Genomic DNA, 15371 nt, shown 5'->3' on the forward strand with positions numbered 1-15371 from the left:
ACATGAGTCAGCCAACCCACACCCGCATTCGCATGTTCAACACCAAGGACACTTACCCGAACCAGACCCTGGACAATGACTTGTGCCAGGCCGTCCGCGCCGGCAATACCGTGTATGTCCGTGGTCAGGTCGGCACCAATTTCGATGGTGAACTGGTCGGCCTCGGCGACCCGCGCGCACAGACCGAACAGGCGATGCGCAACGTCAAGCAGCTGCTGGAAGAGGCCGGCAGCGACCTGAGCCATATCGTCAAGACCACCACTTACCTGATCGACCCGCGCTACCGCGAGCCGGTGTATCAGGAAGTCGGCAAATGGCTGAAGGGCGTATTCCCGATCTCCACCGGGCTGGTGGTGTCGGCCCTGGGCCAGCCGCAGTGGCTGATGGAAATTGATGTGGTAGCGGTGATTCCCGAGTAATTCGACCTTAGCGAAAGGAGGCCACACATGACATTTTCCATCGCCGCCCGCTGCCCCGAAACCGGCCAGTTCGGCATCGCCATCAGCTCCTCCAGCATTGCCGTCGGCGCCCGTTGTCCATGGCTGTTGCCGGGTGTCGGCGCGGTGTCGAGCCAGAACATCACCCTGCCGTCCCTCGGCCCGGAAGTGCTCGCCTTGATGGAGCAAGGCCTGGCGCCCGAGGCAGCGCTGGACAAGGTGCTGACCCGCAACGGCTACAGTCAGTACCGGCAGATCACGGCAATCAACCACCTCGGGCAGACCGCGCATTTCAGCGGCGCACAAACCCTGGGCGTGCACAACGCCGTGTCGGGCGAACAGTGCGTAGCGGCGGGCAACATGCTCGCCGGGCGCTCGGTGATCGAAGCCATGGTCAGCGCGTTCGAAGAAGGCGAAGGCCAATTGGCCGACCGCCTGATCAAGGCCTTGCACGCCGCCCAGGCCCTGGGCGGTGAAGCAGGTCCGGTGCATTCAGCAGCCGTGGTCGTGGTCGGCGAACTGACCTGGCCTATCGTAAACCTGCGGGTGGACTGGGCCGATGAAGACCCGATCGGCCAATTGCAAAAACTCTGGGATGCCTATCGCCCGCAGCTTCAGGACTACATCGACCGCGCCCTCGATCCGGCGAAGGCGCCGGGCTACGGAGTTGCCGGAGACGACCGATGAGCGACAGCGTCGCGTTGCTCAAAACGCTGGTGGGGTTCGACACCACCAGCCGCGAGTCCAACCTGCAATTGATCGACTTCGTGCGTGACTACCTCGAAGGTTTCGATGTGCCGTGCGAGTTGATCTACAACGAAGACCGCAGCAAGGCCAACCTGTTCGCCACGATTGGCCCGGCCGATCAGCCGGGCATCGTGCTGTCGGGGCACACCGATGTGGTACCGGCCGACGGTCAGCCATGGACGCTACCGCCGTTCGAACTCAGCGAGCGCGACGGCAAGTTGTACGGTCGCGGCACGGCGGACATGAAGGGCTACATCGCCTGCGTGCTGGCGCTGGTGCCATCGTTGATCGAAGCACCGTTGCGCATGCCGGTGCACATTGCGCTGTCCTACGACGAAGAGGTCGGTTGCCTCGGTGTGCGTTCGCTGCTCAAGGTGCTGGAGCAACGTCCGCTCAAACCGTTGCTGTGCATCATCGGCGAGCCGACCGAACTCAAACCGGTGCTCGGGCACAAGGGCAAACTGGCGATGCGCTGCGATGTCCAGGGTCACGCCTGTCATTCGGCCTACGCGCCACTCGGGGTCAATGCCATCGAATGCGCCGCCGAGTTGATCGGCGAGCTGGGGCGCATCGGTCGGCAGCTCAAGGATGAACACCTCGACCCGCGCTTTGACCCGCCGTATTCAACGGTGCAAACCGGCGTGATCAGCGGCGGCAAGGCGTTGAACATCGTCCCTGCCGATTGCCGTTTCGACTTCGAAATCCGCGCCCTGCCCTCGCTGGATCCGGTTATCGTCGCGCAGCAACTCAAGGCCTACGCCGAACAGCAAATGCTGCCGCGCATGCGGGCCGTCAGCGAGCAGAGCGATATCCGGTTCAGCGAACTGTCGGCGTATCCGGGACTGGCAACGGATGCCCGGAGCCAGGCTGCGGAATTGATCGCCACGTTCTGTGGCTCGGACGATTTCGGCACCGTGGCCTTCGGCACTGAAGGCGGCTTGTTCGACGCGGTGGGGATTCCCACGGTGGTGTGCGGGCCCGGCAGCATGGACCAGGGTCACAAGCCGGACGAGTTCGTCAGCCGCGATCAGCTCAAGGCCTGCGATGAGATGCTGCAACGGATGCTGGCTTCGATTCACCTTTGAAAAAACGGTCTGGCTGCAGGATTCAAGTCCGCAGCCGAGCCGCAGGTTCACCGACAGACAGCTGCTCCGATGGAGGTCAGCTGCGTTGTCGTTCATGGCGCTGAAACACCCGAAACAGAGCGCTTTCACCTGAACGGAGAACCTCGTTTTTTTAACGCCTGAAGCAACAAAACAACTAATTTATCTCTCTCCGGGCATTGCCCATGATCAACCCCAACAAGAAATGCGCCGTCCGTGCCGGCGCTCACTGAAGTACGTCCACGTACTCGTCCTTGCCTTGGAGTTCGTCATGGCCACCTCTGCAACAACGTCCGCACCGCTCATTGAAAAACACACGATCGGCTATGTGCCGCCCGAAGATCGCCACGGAAAGGTCAGGGATCTGTTCACCCTCTGGTTCGGCGGCAACATCGCGCCGCTACCCATCGTCACCGGCGCCCTCGGCGTGCAGCTGTTTCACCTGAATCTGGTGTGGGGCATCGTCGCCATTCTGGTCGGCCATCTGGTCGGCGGTGTGCTGATGGCGCTGCACTCGGCGCAAGGCCCGCAGATGGGCATTCCGCAGATGATCCAGAGTCGTGCGCAATTCGGTTCCCTCGGCGCGCTGCTGGTGGTGTTGATTGCCGGCGTCATGTACATCGGTTTCTTCGCCTCCAACATCGTGCTCGCCGGCAAGTCCCTGCATGGCGTGGTCGACAGCGTTCCGGTGCCGGTCGGCATCGTGATCGGCGCGCTGGGCTCGGGGATCATCGGGATCATCGGTTACCGCTTCATCCACGTGCTCAACCGCATCGGCACCTGGGTGTTGGGGATCGGCATCGTGGTCGGCTTCGGCTACATCCTGACTCACGTGCAGACGGCTGACTTCCTTACCCGTGGCGGTTTCAACCTTTCGGGCTGGCTCGCCACCGTGTCGCTGGCAGCGTTGTGGCAGATTGCGTTTGCGCCGTACGTGTCGGACTACTCGCGCTATCTGCCGGCGAATGTGCCGGTGGCCGCGACGTTCTGGACCACTTACCTCGGTTCCGCACTGGGCTCCAGCCTGTCGTTCATCTTCGGTGCGGTTGCCGTGCTGGCAACCCCGGTGGGCATGGACACCATGGATGCGGTGAAACTCGCCACCGGCTCGATCGGCCCGCTGATGCTGGTGCTGTTTCTGCTCAGCGTGATCAGCCATAACGCGCTCAACCTGTACGGCGCGGTGCTGTCGCTGATCACGTTGGTACAGACTTTCGCCTATCGCTGGATTCCGACCGCCAAGAGCCGCGCGGTGATTTCGCTGATCGTGCTGCTCGCCTGCTGCTTCGCCGCCGTCGGCGCGTCGTCAGACTTCATCGGCCACTTCGTCGACATGGTGCTGGTGCTGCTGGTCGTGCTGGTGCCGTGGACAGCGATCAACCTGATCGACTTCTACGCCATCCACAAAGGCCAGTACGACATCGCCTCGATCTTCCAGGTCGACGGCGGCATCTACGGCCGCTACAACCCGCAGGCCTTGCTGGCGTATGCGATCGGCATCGCGGTGCAGATTCCGTTCATGAACACGCCGCTGTACGTCGGGCCGGTGTCGGCGCACATCAACGGCGCGGACCTTTCCTGGCTGGTGGGGTTGCTGGTGACGTCGCCGCTGTATTTCTGGCTGGCCAGTCGTGACAGTGCTTATCGTCGGCGGCTGATGACCGGGAAACTGGCGGGCAGTCTGTAAGCCTTCCTTTCTTCACTGACATACGAAGGCCCTCGAAGCGAGGGCCTTTTGCTTTGGCTGGAACCGCCTATTTCGCCTTGAACGCCTCGCGCCGCGCTTGCCGCTCGGCGACATAAGCCTCTTGCGGCTGGCTGATCAGATCCTCGCGTCGCAACAGTTCGCCGCAGTGATCGCACAGCGGTCCGAGGCCGGCACTGTGATTGCAGTGCTTGTGGATCATGTTCACGGCCAGCCCCTCCTCCGGCGACTTGCACCAGGTCTCTCCCCAGGCGCGCAACGCAATCACCACCGGGTAGAACCCCTCGCCCTTGGCGGTGAGGTGGTACTCGTAACGTTTCGGCCGCTCGTTATACAAGCGACGCTCGACCAGTCCGTCTGCCTCCAGGCTTTTCAGACGAGCGGCGACCATCTGCGGCGTACCGCCGGTCTGGGCCTGAATCTCGTCGTAGCGATGGCTGCCCATGAACAACTCGCGCAAAACCAGCACCGTCCAGCGGTCGCCGACGATCGCCTCGGCCCGGGAAATCGGGCACAGCGTATCGGGAAGACTATCGTTTACAGCCATCAGGGCTTGCCTCTTTCACAGTTACTATGATTATCATATCAACACGATGCAGGAACAAGCCCTGAGCATCGATCACTCTCATTGCCGGAGTACATCGTCATGTCGAAACCTCTCTATCCGCTCGACAGAACCGCCTACCTGCTGGTCGATCCGTACAACGATTTTTTATCGGATGGCGGCAAGATCTTTCCGCTGATCAAACCGATCGCCGACCAGAACGGTCTGCTCGACAACCTGCGCAAACTCGACCGCGCCGTGCGTGGCCTGCAAATTCCGGTGGTCATCGTACCGCATCACCGCTGGGTCAAAGGCGACTACGAGAACTGGGATCACCCAAGCCCTACCCAACAAAAGATCATGCACATGCACCACTTCGCCCGTGGCGAATGGGGCGGTGAATGGCACCCGGATTTCGCGCCGAAGGACGGCGACATCGTCGCTCAGGAGCATTGGGGCTCCAGCGGTTTTGCCAACACCGACCTCGATTTTCGCCTCAAGCAAAAGAGCATCACCCACGTGATCATCGTCGGCTTGCTGGCCAACACCTGCATCGAAGCCACCGCCCGCTACGCCAGCGAACTGGGTTACCACGTCACGCTGGTGCGCGACGCGACCGCGGCGTTCAAACCAGAGATGATGCATTCCGCCCATGAGCTGAACGGCCCGACCTTCGCCCATGTCGTCACGACCACCGACGAGTTGATCGCCAGCCTCAACACACAGGGTGAGTCGAAATGAGTCTGACTGGCCACCTGCTGATCGGCGCCTCTGACATCCTCGCCACCGAGGGCACGATGAAAGCGCTGAATCCGGCAACCCATCAACTGATCGAACCAGAGTTCGCGTTTGGCGGCGCGGCCCAGGTCGATCAGGCTGCAACCCTTGCCGACGCGGCATTCGACAGCTACAGCCACACCTCGCTGGCCGAACGCTCGGCGTTTCTGGAGAGCATCGCCGATAACCTCGACGCCGTTCGTGAGGAACTGGCCGCCCGTGCCGCACTGGAAACCGGTTTGCCCCAAGCGCAACTGGAAGGCGAAGCCGCCAAGGCCGCTACCCAGTTCCGCCAGTTCGCCGACGTGGTGCGCAAGGGTCGCTTCCTGCAACTGGCCATCGACCCGGCGCAACCTGAGCGTCAGCCCCGGCCACGGATGGATCACCGGCTGCAAAAGATCGCGATAGGCCCGGTGGCGATCTTCGGCGCCAGCAACTTCCCGATCTCCTATTCGGTGGCCGGCGGCGACACCGCTTCGGCGCTTGCGGCCGGTGCGACGGTGATTCTCAAGGCCCACAACGCCCACCCCGGCGCCTCGGAAATCCAGGCCCGCGCCATCCGCAAGGCCGTACAGGCGCATGGCTTGCACGAGGGTGTGTTTTCGATGGTGCGCGGCGGCGGCAATGCCATCGGTGAGGCGCTGGTCGATCACCCGCTGATCAAGGCAGTGACCTTCACCGGATCGGAACTGGGCGGCATGGCGCTCTATCGCCGCGCACAGCTGCGTCCCGACCCGATCCCGGTGTTCACCGAGATGACCAGCGTCAACCCGACCTTCATCCTGCCCGCAGCAATGGCGGCACGCGGCGCGGAAATCGGTGACGGTTTCGCCGAGCGGATGCTGGTCAATGTCGGGCAAGCCTGCCTGTGTCCGTCGATCCTGATCGCGGTCAAGGGCGATGGCCTGCAAGCATTGCGCAGCGCCATGATCAAACGGATCAGTGATGCACCGGCACGCACGATGCTGACCCCGGGGATTCACGGTTCATACGTCAAAGGGCTGGTGGCGATGGAAAGCGTTGGTGCGAATCTGGTGGCAGTCGGCGCACCAGCGGATGGCCAATTTGAAGGCCGCTCGGCGCTGCTGGAAGTTGACGGTCAACGCCTGCTCGGCGAACCGGCGCTGGCCCATGAAGTGTTCGGTCCGGCCGCGTTGCTGGTAACGGTCAACGATGAGGAAGAATTGCTGGCGGTCGCGCGGTCGTTCAAGGGCCAACTGAGCGCGGCCATTCACCTTGAAGACCGCGATCTGGACCTGGCTCGGCGTCTGTTGCCAATCCTTGAACGTCGCACCGGGCGCATCGTGGTCAACGCCTTCGCCCATCCTCAGGAAGTGACTTTCGCCACCGTGCACGGCGGGCCGTTCCCGGCCACTTCGGACAGTCGCTTCACCTCGGTCGGCATGACCTCGATCGAACGCTTTTTGCGGCCGGTGGCGTATCAGGGCTTTCCGGATGCGTTGCTGCCGGAGGTGTTGCGCGACGGAAATCTACTCGACCTACCCCGCAGTATCGATGGCCAATAAAAAATGCCCGGTTCGGCAAATCACCGAACCGGGCATTTTTATCGAGTCGCGCGTTTAATCAGGCCGGCACACCCAGAATGATGTGCGAAGCCTTGATCACCGCCGTCGCGCTCACGCCAGCCGCCAGGCCCAGTTCGTTCACCGCGTCGCGGGTCACGATCGAATAGACCTTCGAACCGCCGGCCAGCTCGATCACTACTTCAGCGTTGACGGCGCCATCGGTCACGCTCAGCACCTTGCCTTGCAGGCAGTTGCGGGCCGACAGGCGAATGCCGTCGGATTCGGTCATCAGCATCACCCAAGGCGCCTTGACCAGCGCAACGGCTTCTTTGCCCACCGCGATGCCCAGGCTCTTGAGGCTGGCCAGGGTCACGACAGCAACGAGCTTCTCGCCGCCCGGCAGGGTCAGGACAACTTCCGCGTTGACCGAGCCTTCCTGAACCTGGCTGACCTGACCTTTAAAAACGTTGCGGGCACTGACTTTCATGATGGACGTCCTTTTTTTGACTTTGGAGTTAGGAAACGGCCTGCATCATCTGAGCAAGCGCTATGTAGTTACAACTACAGCGCTGCACCTGAATGAACATCGACTCCTGACTCTAGCACCGCCAAAGTGAATCAGATCAGCAGGTCTTCATAGAAGGCGCCGTACGGAAGCTCAGGGTGCTCGATCTGGATTTCCAGAATCCACACACCGGCATTCGGAGCCTGATCGAGATCCCCCAGATTACCGCCGCGATAGATCGCGTGAGGAAAATCACTGACCCGGTGGCCCTTGATGTCCAGGTTCAGCTTCCAGCCCATGGCCTCGGCCTGATCGGTGGCGTAGCGATACAGCTCGACACCCGTCACGCCCTGGCGCCAGAAGGCTTCGACCTTGTCGAAAAGTGCTTTGGAGGCCGCCGCGCAAGCGATCATTTGCGGATCGGACCCGGTGACGAACGTCGCCCCGGCATCGCCTTCATGGCCTTCCCAGACCACGCCCATGTCGATGAAGAAAATGTCTTCCTCGCCCAGCACCGGATCGCCTTCGGAGCGCTCCTTGAAGGTCTTCAGCGTGTTGGCACCGAAGCGGATCAGCAGCGGATGCCAGATCCGGTCCATGCCCAGTTCGACAAGGATTTCCTTGCCCCGAGCATGGGCTTGCGATTCGCGCATGCCGGGCTTGATCACCTTGGCGATCTCGTCCACGGCCTTCCAGGTCAACTGCTGGGCGTGGCGCATGGTTTCCAGCACAAAACGTTCACCTACCGCTTCTTTACCGCTCAGGGCTGTGGTCATCGCTGATTCCTTCCGGCTAATCGCGCATCGCTTGCGCTGTATAGTTTTTTATATTGCGAAACAGGACGCCTAAGATACAACCATGACACAAAGTGTCAATTCTCTTCTGCACGCACCACGCCGCGCTCCTCAAGCAATCGCACGAACATGCTCAGACTGCGCGACACCGTGCCCCGGCGCCACACCAGCCATGTCGTCAGATAGCGAAAATCCGCCGCCAGTGGCCACACACTCACCGTCGCGCAACCGGGCATGCTCTGCAACATGCTGCGCGGCATCAGGGCCAGACCGGCGCCCGCACTGACGCAGGCGAGCATGCCGTGATAGGACTCCATCTCGAAGATCTTGCCGGGCACCGCAGCGTCGGTGCTGAACCATTTTTCGAAGTGATGGCGATAGGAACAGTTCGAGCGGAACGCGTAGATATTCTCGCCATTCACGTCCGCAGCGCGCTGGATCGGGCCGTGGTGGAGCGGCGAGATGATGACCATTTCCTCTTCGAACGCCGGGATGCCTTCCAGCGCCGGGTGCAAGACCGGGCCGTCGACAAATGCAGCCGCCAGGCGCCCGGAGAGGACACCGTCGATCATCGTCCCGGACGGCCCGGTCGACAGGTCCAGATCGACCTTGGGGTGTTGCTGGTTATACGTCGCCAGCAAACCGGGAATCCGTACCGCCGCCGTACTTTCCAGCGAGCCCAGCGGAAACGCGCCTTGCGGTTCCTCGCCAGCCACCGTGGCGCGTGCTTCTTGCACCAGGTCGAGAATCCGCCGTGCGTACTCCAGAAAACTCCAACCGGCCGGCGACAGGCGCAAGCGGCTTTTCTCGCGGATGAACAGGTCGACGCCCAGATCCTCCTCCAACTGCTTGATGCGCGTCGTCAGGTTCGACGGCACGCGATGGATCTGCGCCGCCGCCGCGCTGATGCTGCCGTGCTCGGCAACGGCCTTGAAGATTTCCAGTTGCACCAGATCCACAGTCATTCTCCAATCGTGAAAGAAACGCTCTTTATTATTCAGTTTCCAGAAATCAAACGCCACCCTACTCTGAGCGCATCCACTGACCTCGCAGGACGATGCCATGAGCCCGATTTCCAGCCAGACCCACGCCATCTCGATCAACCCCGCCACTGGCGAGCAGATCGGTCACTACGCCTTCGAATCCGCCGAGGCCCTCGATGCCGCGCTGACCCGTGCCGCGTTCGGTTTCGGCAAATGGAAACGCAAGCCGCTGCAAGACCGCTCCCGCGCCCTGACCGCACTGGCCGGCACCCTGCGTGACAGCAGCGAAGCCATGGCGACCATGATTACCCAGGAAATGGGCAAGCCGATCGCCCAGGCCCGTGGCGAAATCGAGAAATGCGCCAAGCTTTGCGAGTGGTACGCCGAACACGGCCCGGCCATGCTCAACGCCGAAGCAACACTGGTCGAAGGCGGCAAGGCGCGCATCGAATACCGTCCGCTCGGCCCGATCCTCGCCGTGATGCCGTGGAACTTCCCGATCTGGCAAGTGCTGCGTGGCGCCGTCCCGGCGCTGATCGCCGGCAACACCTACGTGCTCAAGCATGCGCCGAACGTGATGGGCAGCGCCTATCTGTTGCGCGACGCATTCACTCGCGCCGGTTTTGCCGATGGCGTGTTTGAAGTGATCAACGTCACCCCGGAAGGCGTGTCCACCGCCATCGCCGACCCGCGCATCGCCGCCGTGACTCTGACCGGCAGCGTCCGCGCCGGCATGGCCATCGGCGCACAGGCTGGGGCCGCGTTGAAGAAATGCGTGCTGGAGTTGGGCGGTTCCGATCCATTCATCGTGCTCAACGACGCCGATATCGACGAAGCCGTGCAAGCAGCAGTGATCGGTCGTTACCAGAACTCCGGCCAGGTCTGCGCTGCCGCCAAACGCCTGATCATCGAAGAAGGCGTGGTCGAGGAGTTCACCCGCAAATTCGTCGAGGCCACCCGCCAGTTGAAGATGGGCGATCCGTTGTCCGCCGACAACTACATCGGCCCGATGGCCCGCTTCGATCTGCGTGACGAACTGGATCAGCAAGTGCGCGACACCCTTGAAGAAGGCGCCACCCTGCTGCTCGGCGGCGGCAAGGCCCAAGGGCCGGGCAACTACTACGAGCCGACCGTCCTGGCCGACGTCACCGACCGCATGACCTCGTTCAAACAGGAATTGTTCGGCCCGGTAGCCTCTATCATCACCGCACGCGACTGCGCTCACGCCGTGGCCCTGGCCAACGACAGCGAGTTCGGCCTGACTGCCACGATCTACACCGCCAACGTCGCCCTGGCCCAGCAACTGACCAGCGAGCTGGAAACCGGTGGTGTGTTCATCAACGGCTACTCCGCCAGCGACCCGCGCGTGACCTTCGGCGGCGTGAAGAAAAGCGGTTTTGGCCGCGAGCTGTCGCACTTCGGCGTGCGCGAGTTCTGCAATGCGCAGACCGTGTGGCTGGATCGCCGCTGATCCAATGAACAAAGCCCGGAAACGTTTTGCGCTTCCGGGCTTTTCATTTATGCCGCAGCCTGTTGTGGCTCCGAAACCGTCCGTTCCTTGCTCAACAACCCCAGCACCACAGCTGCCGACGCCAGCGTGATGATCGTCAGGATATGCAGCAGATACTGGAACGCCGAGGCGTAACCTTGCACCAGACGTTCGTTGGCCAACCCTGGAATCGTGTTGATCGCGTGAGCCATGTCGCCTGTGGTCACCCGGTGCGCGGTCTCGGCAATCAGCGCGGCGTCTGCACCACCGGCCACGGCCTGCAGATTGGTATGCAGCAGCGAGGCAAGAATCGCCGCCACGCTGGCCAGTGCAATCCCCTCGCCCGCCACCCGCACCGTGTTGAAAATCCCGGCCGCCATGCCGGCGCGTTCTTTCGGCACTACGCTGACCGACAATCCGTCCATCAAGCCCCACGGCAAACCTGCGCCAATCCCGATCAACACCATCGGTACCACCAGCGCAAATTTTGGCTCGCCGACGTTGTACAGGCTCAGCCAATGCAGACCTACAGCAGCAATCAGGAAACCCACGCCCGACAAAATACCGGCCGAAACAAAACGGGTCATTGAAGCCGCGAGCATCGGCACCACCAGCATCGGCGCCGACAGCGCCAGCAACAGCAGACCGGCATCGATTTCACTCAAGCCTTCGACGCCGATAAACCGCAGCGGCAGCATGACCACCAGCACGATGTAGCAAAAGCAGGTGCCAATCGGCAGCATCTGCACACCGATGAAGCGCGGAAAACGGAACAGGGTCAGATCGAGCATCGGGCGCTTGACGCGCATTTCGATAAGGACGAACAGCGCCAGTAATAACGCCGAAGCGCCCAACAGCCCCACTACCAACGGACTGCCCCAACCGCTTTCGGGGGCCTGGATCACACCGAACGTGAACAGCGCGAGCGTCAAACTGAACGTCACACTGCCCGGCCAGTCGAGACCGGCGGCGTCGGGGTCGCGGGTCTCACGCATGCGCGGCAGACCGAAGACCATCGCGATCACACCGATCAGCGCGGTGAAGACGAAAATCGCGCGCCAGTTGAACGCCTCGATCAATGCCCCGGCCACCAACGGCCCGAACGCCAGACCGATGCCAAATGTGGTACCGAGCATGCTGTAGGCACGGGTGCGCGCGTGGCCTTCGAATTCCTGCGCCAGCGCTGCCGAACCACTGGCCAGCGCCGCCGCCCCGGCCACGCCCTGTATCGCCCGCAACACATCCAGCCAGAACACCGAAGGCGCCAGGCTCTGGGCAATCGACGCAGCGGTAAATAGCAGCATGCCGCCCGTGAACAGGCGCTTGCGCCCATAGACATCGGCCAACGCCCCCGCCGCCATCAGCAGACTGCCGAACGACAACATGAACGCATTGGTGATCCAGGTCAGCGCCACCGGGCTGCCGCCCAGGTCGCGGCCAATGGCCGGCGTCGCCACCGCGCCACCGGTAAAACTTAACGGAAGGACCAGTGCCGACAGGCAAATGGCTGCGAGGATCAGCAGTTTGTCGCGCGCGCCATGGGGCTGGGAGACGGTTGTCATGATTTCGTCCAATGAAAAGAAAATAAGGCTGCGATCAACAGAGCGCAGCCTGCGATTGCTGAGTCGGGCGTTGAGTCAGTCTTTGAAATCCGTGGACAGCGCCAGTGCATTCCACTCGGCCAGTTCCTGCGCCACCAATCGATTCTTCGCTTCGATCCGCGCGATGGTGTCGCTGCCCAATGCCAGCCGTTGCGGCGGGTTCGGCGCATTGACCAGCGCCAGCATGGCCTCCGCAAACTTCACCGGATCACCCGGCTGCGCATGGTTGGCGGCTTCGGCGAAGGTGCGCATCTTGCCGACGGTTTCGTCGTAGTCCGGCAGCACCAGCGCGGTCTTGACCAGCGATTGTTCATCGAGGAAATCAGTGCGGAAGAAGCCCGGCTCGACCACCGTGGCATGAATGCCCAGCGGCGCCAGTTCCTGACGTAGCGCTTCGCTGATGCCTTCCACCGCGAACTTGGTGGAGCCGTAGACACCCCAGCCCATATAGGCCTGATAGCCGCCAATCGATGAGATGTTGATGACCCGCCCGCTTCGCTGGGCACGCATGTGCGGCAGCACGGCGCGAGTCACGTTGAGCAGGCCGAAGACGTTGGTGGCGAACAGGCGCTCGGTTTCGCTGGCGCTGGTTTCTTCCACCGCGCCCAGTACGCCGAAGCCGGCATTGTTGATCAGCACATCAATGCGGCCGAAACGCTTGATGCCTTCCGCCACCGCTTGGTGGGCCTCTTCTTCACGGGTGACGTCCAGGCGCACCGCCAGCAGGTTCGGGTGCTCGCCGAGGCGGTCGGTAATGTCTTGCGGATTGCGGGCGGTGGCAATCACGGCGTCGCCGGCACGCAGGGCATGTTCTGCGATGAGGGTGCCAAAACCACGGGAAGCTCCGGTAATCAGCCAGGTACGCATAGCAACTCCTCCTGTCAGTGACCCTGGCGTTATTGCCGGGCCTTCTCGATGAGTTGATGCGACTTTAAAGCCGTGCTACTGATGTGATAATCCCAACAAAATTACATGACTTTGTGAAAGGCATTCATCAATGAAAAACCCGTCCACGGCGGATCTGTCGATCTTTCTGAGCATCGCCCAGCATCTGAATTTAAGTCGTGCAGCGGTGGATCTGGGCCTGACACCGTCGGCGCTGAGTCATTCCTTGCGCGCTCTGGAAAACCGCCTCGGCGTGCGTCTGTTCAATCGCACCACCCGCAGCGTGGCCCTGACCGAAGCCGGCGAACGGCTTTATGCCCGGTTGAAACCGGCGTTTCGCGATATCGAAGATGCGCTTGAAGACCTCAACCACTTTCGCGACAAGCCCTCGGGCAACCTGCGCATTACCTCCGGGCGCCAGGCGTGTGAACTGGTGCTGCTGCCGATTGCCAGCGAGTTCCTGCAGGCCTACCCGGACATTCGTCTGGAGGTGGTCGAAAGCGATGCGCTGCTGGATATCGTCGCTGCGGGATTCGATGCCGGTGTACGTTTCGGCAACCGGTTGGAGGCGGACATGGTGTCCCTGCCCATCGGACCGAACATGCGTTCGGTGGTGGTGGGTTCGCCGGCGTTTTTCCAGCGGCATCCCGCGCCACAGAAACCGGAAGACCTGCATGCCCTGCCCTGCATCCGTCATCGGTTCCCGAGCGGTTCGATGTACCGCTGGGAATTCGAACGTGGTGGCATTGAACAGGAAATCGAAGTCAACGGCCCGCTGACGCTGGGCGATGTCAGCCTGATGGTCGGCCCGGCGTTGCAAGGTTTGGGGCTGGCCTATGTGTTCGAAGACATGGTCAGCGAGCACCTCGCGGCCGGGCGTCTGGTGCAGGTGTTGGCGGACTGGTGCCCGTACTATCCGGGGCTGCATCTGTATTACCCGAGCCGGCGCCATGTACCGGCGCCGCTCAAGGCTTTCATCGACTTTGCCCGCAACGTTCGCGACGGCAAAACGGGATAGTTACAGATACTTCAACCAGGCGATGTCCCGTCGCCGGGCCTTCAATGCGGAGAACCAGCGCACGGCCGGAAACAACGCGACCGCCAGCACCATCGCCGCCAGCCACACCGCCGCCACCGTCGAGAAACCGAAATAACTGCCCTGATTGAGCCCGACCAATGCCACGCCAATCAGGTACAGCACCTTCAGCGCATACAGGTGCAGCAGATAGAAAAACATCGGCGCCGAACCGAACACCGTCAGCCAGCGAATCCAGCGTCGATCCTGTGCACGCTCGAACACCAGCAACAGCAGCAGCCCGACACTCACTGTCAGCGTGATGAACAACAGCGACGGCGGGTATTTGGTGATGTTGAAAAAACTCATCAGGGTTTGCAGGCTGCTGTCATTGAGCGACCACGGTTTCTCGCCGTAACCGTTGACCAGCCGCAACGCCACGAAACCCAGCAGCCCGGCGATGCCAACGATCAGCAAACGCCGCTGGCGCACACCCGCATCGGCCATTCGGGCAAACCATGGCCCCAGCGCGTAACCCAGACCGATTACACCGATCCACGGCAGCAGCGGGTACGACGTGCGCAAGCGCAAGCTCTCGCTGACTTCGATCCAGCCCCGGTCATGCAGGATTGCCCAAGGCACGTGCAGCGCCGAATCCATGGCAAAGTGCAGACCGTCGAGCAGGTTGTGCCCGGCGATGATCGCCAGGCTCAACGTCAACAACAGCCAGCGTGGCAGCCAGACCAACAGCGACAGCGCGATCATGCTCAGGCCGATCGCCCAGATCACCTGCAGGTAGATCACGCTCGGCGGCAGCTGGAACGTCCAGGCGAAATTCACCAGGGTGAATTCGAGCACCACCAGGAACAGACCACGCTTGAACAGAAAGGCACTGACATCAGCCTTGCCGTCGTACTTTTCCCCGAACAGCCACGCCGACAACCCGGTCAGCAGCACGAACACCGGCGCGCACAGATGCGCCAGAGTGCGGCTGAAAAACAGCGCCGGCTCGGTGCTGGCGATGTCCATCGGATCGGAGACCTGACGATGCAACAGAAAGGTTTCGCGCACGTGATCCAGCAACATGAACAGAATGACCAGGCCGCGCAGCGCATCAATGGACAGCAGCCGGCCAGTCGCCGGCGGGACGTTTCGAGGAGCAGCAACGGTCATGAAAGGTTCGCAATCGAGTGAAGAGTTCGATCGGGCCGCGTGCAAACGGCCCGACCATTTACGTTACCTTATAACATGAAAAGCCGC

At 61.8% G+C, this 15371-nt stretch carries 15 protein-coding genes; 8 read left to right on the forward strand and 7 right to left on the reverse strand.

From position 1 onward, the window contains the following. Positions 1-2: 2 nt before the first annotated feature. The 4 genes from IF199_RS17535 to IF199_RS17550 all read left to right on the forward strand — a co-directional run bounded on the left by IF199_RS17535 (position 3) and on the right by IF199_RS17550 (position 3974). Positions 3-419 carry a RidA family protein gene (locus IF199_RS17535; RefSeq protein ID WP_007950460.1) on the forward strand — a complete coding sequence of 139 codons (417 nt, stop codon included), beginning with the start codon at positions 3-5 and terminating at the stop codon, positions 417-419. A 27-nt stretch (positions 420-446) separates the two neighbouring features. Then, complete coding sequence (locus tag IF199_RS17540; RefSeq protein ID WP_039766940.1) at positions 447-1124, forward strand: DUF1028 domain-containing protein; 678 nt, start codon at positions 447-449, stop codon at positions 1122-1124. Then, positions 1121-2269 carry an acetylornithine deacetylase gene (gene argE / locus IF199_RS17545; protein WP_192558244.1) on the forward strand — a complete coding sequence of 383 codons (1149 nt, stop codon included), beginning with the start codon at positions 1121-1123 and terminating at the stop codon, positions 2267-2269. Before IF199_RS17540 ends, argE begins: the two co-directional genes overlap by 4 nt. A 289-nt stretch (positions 2270-2558) precedes the next feature. After that, positions 2559-3974 (forward strand): purine-cytosine permease family protein, encoded by a 1416-nt coding sequence (locus tag IF199_RS17550; RefSeq protein ID WP_102620933.1) that lies wholly within the window; start codon positions 2559-2561, stop codon positions 3972-3974. 67 nt (positions 3975-4041) lie between these two features. Here the strand turns inward: IF199_RS17550 and IF199_RS17555 are convergent, their stop codons facing one another. Next, a complete protein-coding gene (locus tag IF199_RS17555; protein WP_192558245.1) occupies positions 4042-4539 on the reverse strand; it encodes a winged helix-turn-helix transcriptional regulator in 498 nt (165 codons plus the stop codon). A 99-nt stretch (positions 4540-4638) separates the two neighbouring features. Here IF199_RS17555 and IF199_RS17560 point away from each other — a divergent pair, with 99 nt between their 5' ends. Together IF199_RS17560 and IF199_RS17565 are read left to right on the forward strand one after the other, a co-directional pair. Next, entirely contained in the window at positions 4639-5277 is a 639-nt protein-coding gene (locus IF199_RS17560; RefSeq protein WP_096820099.1) for a cysteine hydrolase family protein, read from the forward strand. Continuing rightward, complete coding sequence (locus IF199_RS17565) at positions 5274-6839, forward strand: aldehyde dehydrogenase (NADP(+)) (protein ID WP_192558246.1); 1566 nt, start codon at positions 5274-5276, stop codon at positions 6837-6839. The genes IF199_RS17560 and IF199_RS17565 overlap by 4 nt, the downstream gene beginning before the upstream one ends. A gap of 58 nt (positions 6840-6897) precedes the next feature. Here IF199_RS17565 and IF199_RS17570 read toward each other — a convergent pair whose 3' ends face one another. The 3 genes from IF199_RS17570 to ptrR form a co-directional block, all read right to left on the reverse strand. After that, positions 6898-7326 carry a TOBE domain-containing protein gene (locus IF199_RS17570; protein WP_102620931.1) on the reverse strand — a complete coding sequence of 143 codons (429 nt, stop codon included), beginning with the start codon at positions 7324-7326 and terminating at the stop codon, positions 6898-6900. A 131-nt stretch (positions 7327-7457) separates the two neighbouring features. Next, the gene (locus IF199_RS17575; RefSeq protein WP_192558247.1) at positions 7458-8120 is read right to left on the reverse strand and encodes a M24 family metallopeptidase; all 663 of its coding nucleotides are present in this window, start codon (positions 8118-8120) and stop codon (positions 7458-7460) included. 95 nt (positions 8121-8215) lie between these two features. Then, positions 8216-9097, reverse strand: coding sequence for a putrescine utilization regulator PtrR (ptrR, locus tag IF199_RS17580; protein WP_039767672.1), 882 nt, complete (start codon positions 9095-9097; stop codon positions 8216-8218). Positions 9098-9200: 103 nt separating this feature from the next. Between ptrR and IF199_RS17585 the strand changes: the two genes are divergently transcribed. Further along, a complete protein-coding gene (locus IF199_RS17585; protein WP_192558248.1) occupies positions 9201-10592 on the forward strand; it encodes an aldehyde dehydrogenase family protein in 1392 nt (463 codons plus the stop codon). A gap of 47 nt (positions 10593-10639) precedes the next feature. Here the strand turns inward: IF199_RS17585 and IF199_RS17590 are convergent, their stop codons facing one another. Both IF199_RS17590 and IF199_RS17595 read right to left on the reverse strand, forming a co-directional pair. Beyond that, positions 10640-12172, reverse strand: coding sequence for an MFS transporter (locus IF199_RS17590; protein ID WP_192558249.1), 1533 nt, complete (start codon positions 12170-12172; stop codon positions 10640-10642). A gap of 75 nt (positions 12173-12247) precedes the next feature. Continuing rightward, complete coding sequence (locus tag IF199_RS17595; RefSeq protein ID WP_192558250.1) at positions 12248-13078, reverse strand: oxidoreductase; 831 nt, start codon at positions 13076-13078, stop codon at positions 12248-12250. Between the two features lie 130 nt (positions 13079-13208). Here IF199_RS17595 and IF199_RS17600 point away from each other — a divergent pair, with 130 nt between their 5' ends. Further along, positions 13209-14114: a LysR family transcriptional regulator gene (locus IF199_RS17600; protein ID WP_192558251.1), complete on the forward strand. Its 906-nt coding sequence runs from the start codon at positions 13209-13211 to the stop codon at positions 14112-14114. On the opposite strand, the gene IF199_RS17605 is transcribed toward IF199_RS17600, so the two are convergent. Continuing rightward, entirely contained in the window at positions 14115-15284 is a 1170-nt protein-coding gene (locus IF199_RS17605; RefSeq protein ID WP_192558252.1) for an acetyltransferase domain-containing protein, read from the reverse strand. It abuts the gene before it with no gap. Positions 15285-15371: the final 87 nt, after the last annotated feature.

The organism is Pseudomonas allokribbensis, from assembly GCF_014863605.1.
In the GTDB taxonomy this organism is placed as follows: domain Bacteria; phylum Pseudomonadota; class Gammaproteobacteria; order Pseudomonadales; family Pseudomonadaceae; genus Aquipseudomonas; species Aquipseudomonas allokribbensis.

Excerpts from the sequence above, each read along its gene's own strand:
- IF199_RS17600 (WP_192558251.1), top strand. The coding sequence starts at position 13,209 with ATGAAAAACCCGTCCACGGCGGATCTGTCGATCTTTCTGAGCATCGCC.
- IF199_RS17595 (WP_192558250.1), bottom strand. The coding sequence starts at position 13,078 with ATGCGTACCTGGCTGATTACCGGAGCTTCCCGTGGTTTTGGCACCCTC.
- IF199_RS17560 (WP_096820099.1), top strand. The coding sequence starts at position 4,639 with ATGTCGAAACCTCTCTATCCGCTCGACAGAACCGCCTACCTGCTGGTC.
- IF199_RS17555 (WP_192558245.1), bottom strand. The coding sequence starts at position 4,539 with ATGGCTGTAAACGATAGTCTTCCCGATACGCTGTGCCCGATTTCCCGG.
- IF199_RS17575 (WP_192558247.1), bottom strand. The coding sequence starts at position 8,120 with ATGACCACAGCCCTGAGCGGTAAAGAAGCGGTAGGTGAACGTTTTGTG.
- IF199_RS17565 (WP_192558246.1), top strand. The coding sequence starts at position 5,274 with ATGAGTCTGACTGGCCACCTGCTGATCGGCGCCTCTGACATCCTCGCC.
- IF199_RS17550 (WP_102620933.1), top strand. The coding sequence starts at position 2,559 with ATGGCCACCTCTGCAACAACGTCCGCACCGCTCATTGAAAAACACACG.
- IF199_RS17590 (WP_192558249.1), bottom strand. The coding sequence starts at position 12,172 with ATGACAACCGTCTCCCAGCCCCATGGCGCGCGCGACAAACTGCTGATC.
- IF199_RS17605 (WP_192558252.1), bottom strand. The coding sequence starts at position 15,284 with ATGACCGTTGCTGCTCCTCGAAACGTCCCGCCGGCGACTGGCCGGCTG.
- argE (WP_192558244.1), top strand. The coding sequence starts at position 1,121 with ATGAGCGACAGCGTCGCGTTGCTCAAAACGCTGGTGGGGTTCGACACC.
- IF199_RS17585 (WP_192558248.1), top strand. The coding sequence starts at position 9,201 with ATGAGCCCGATTTCCAGCCAGACCCACGCCATCTCGATCAACCCCGCC.
- IF199_RS17570 (WP_102620931.1), bottom strand. The coding sequence starts at position 7,326 with ATGAAAGTCAGTGCCCGCAACGTTTTTAAAGGTCAGGTCAGCCAGGTT.
- IF199_RS17540 (WP_039766940.1), top strand. The coding sequence starts at position 447 with ATGACATTTTCCATCGCCGCCCGCTGCCCCGAAACCGGCCAGTTCGGC.
- IF199_RS17535 (WP_007950460.1), top strand. The coding sequence starts at position 3 with ATGAGTCAGCCAACCCACACCCGCATTCGCATGTTCAACACCAAGGAC.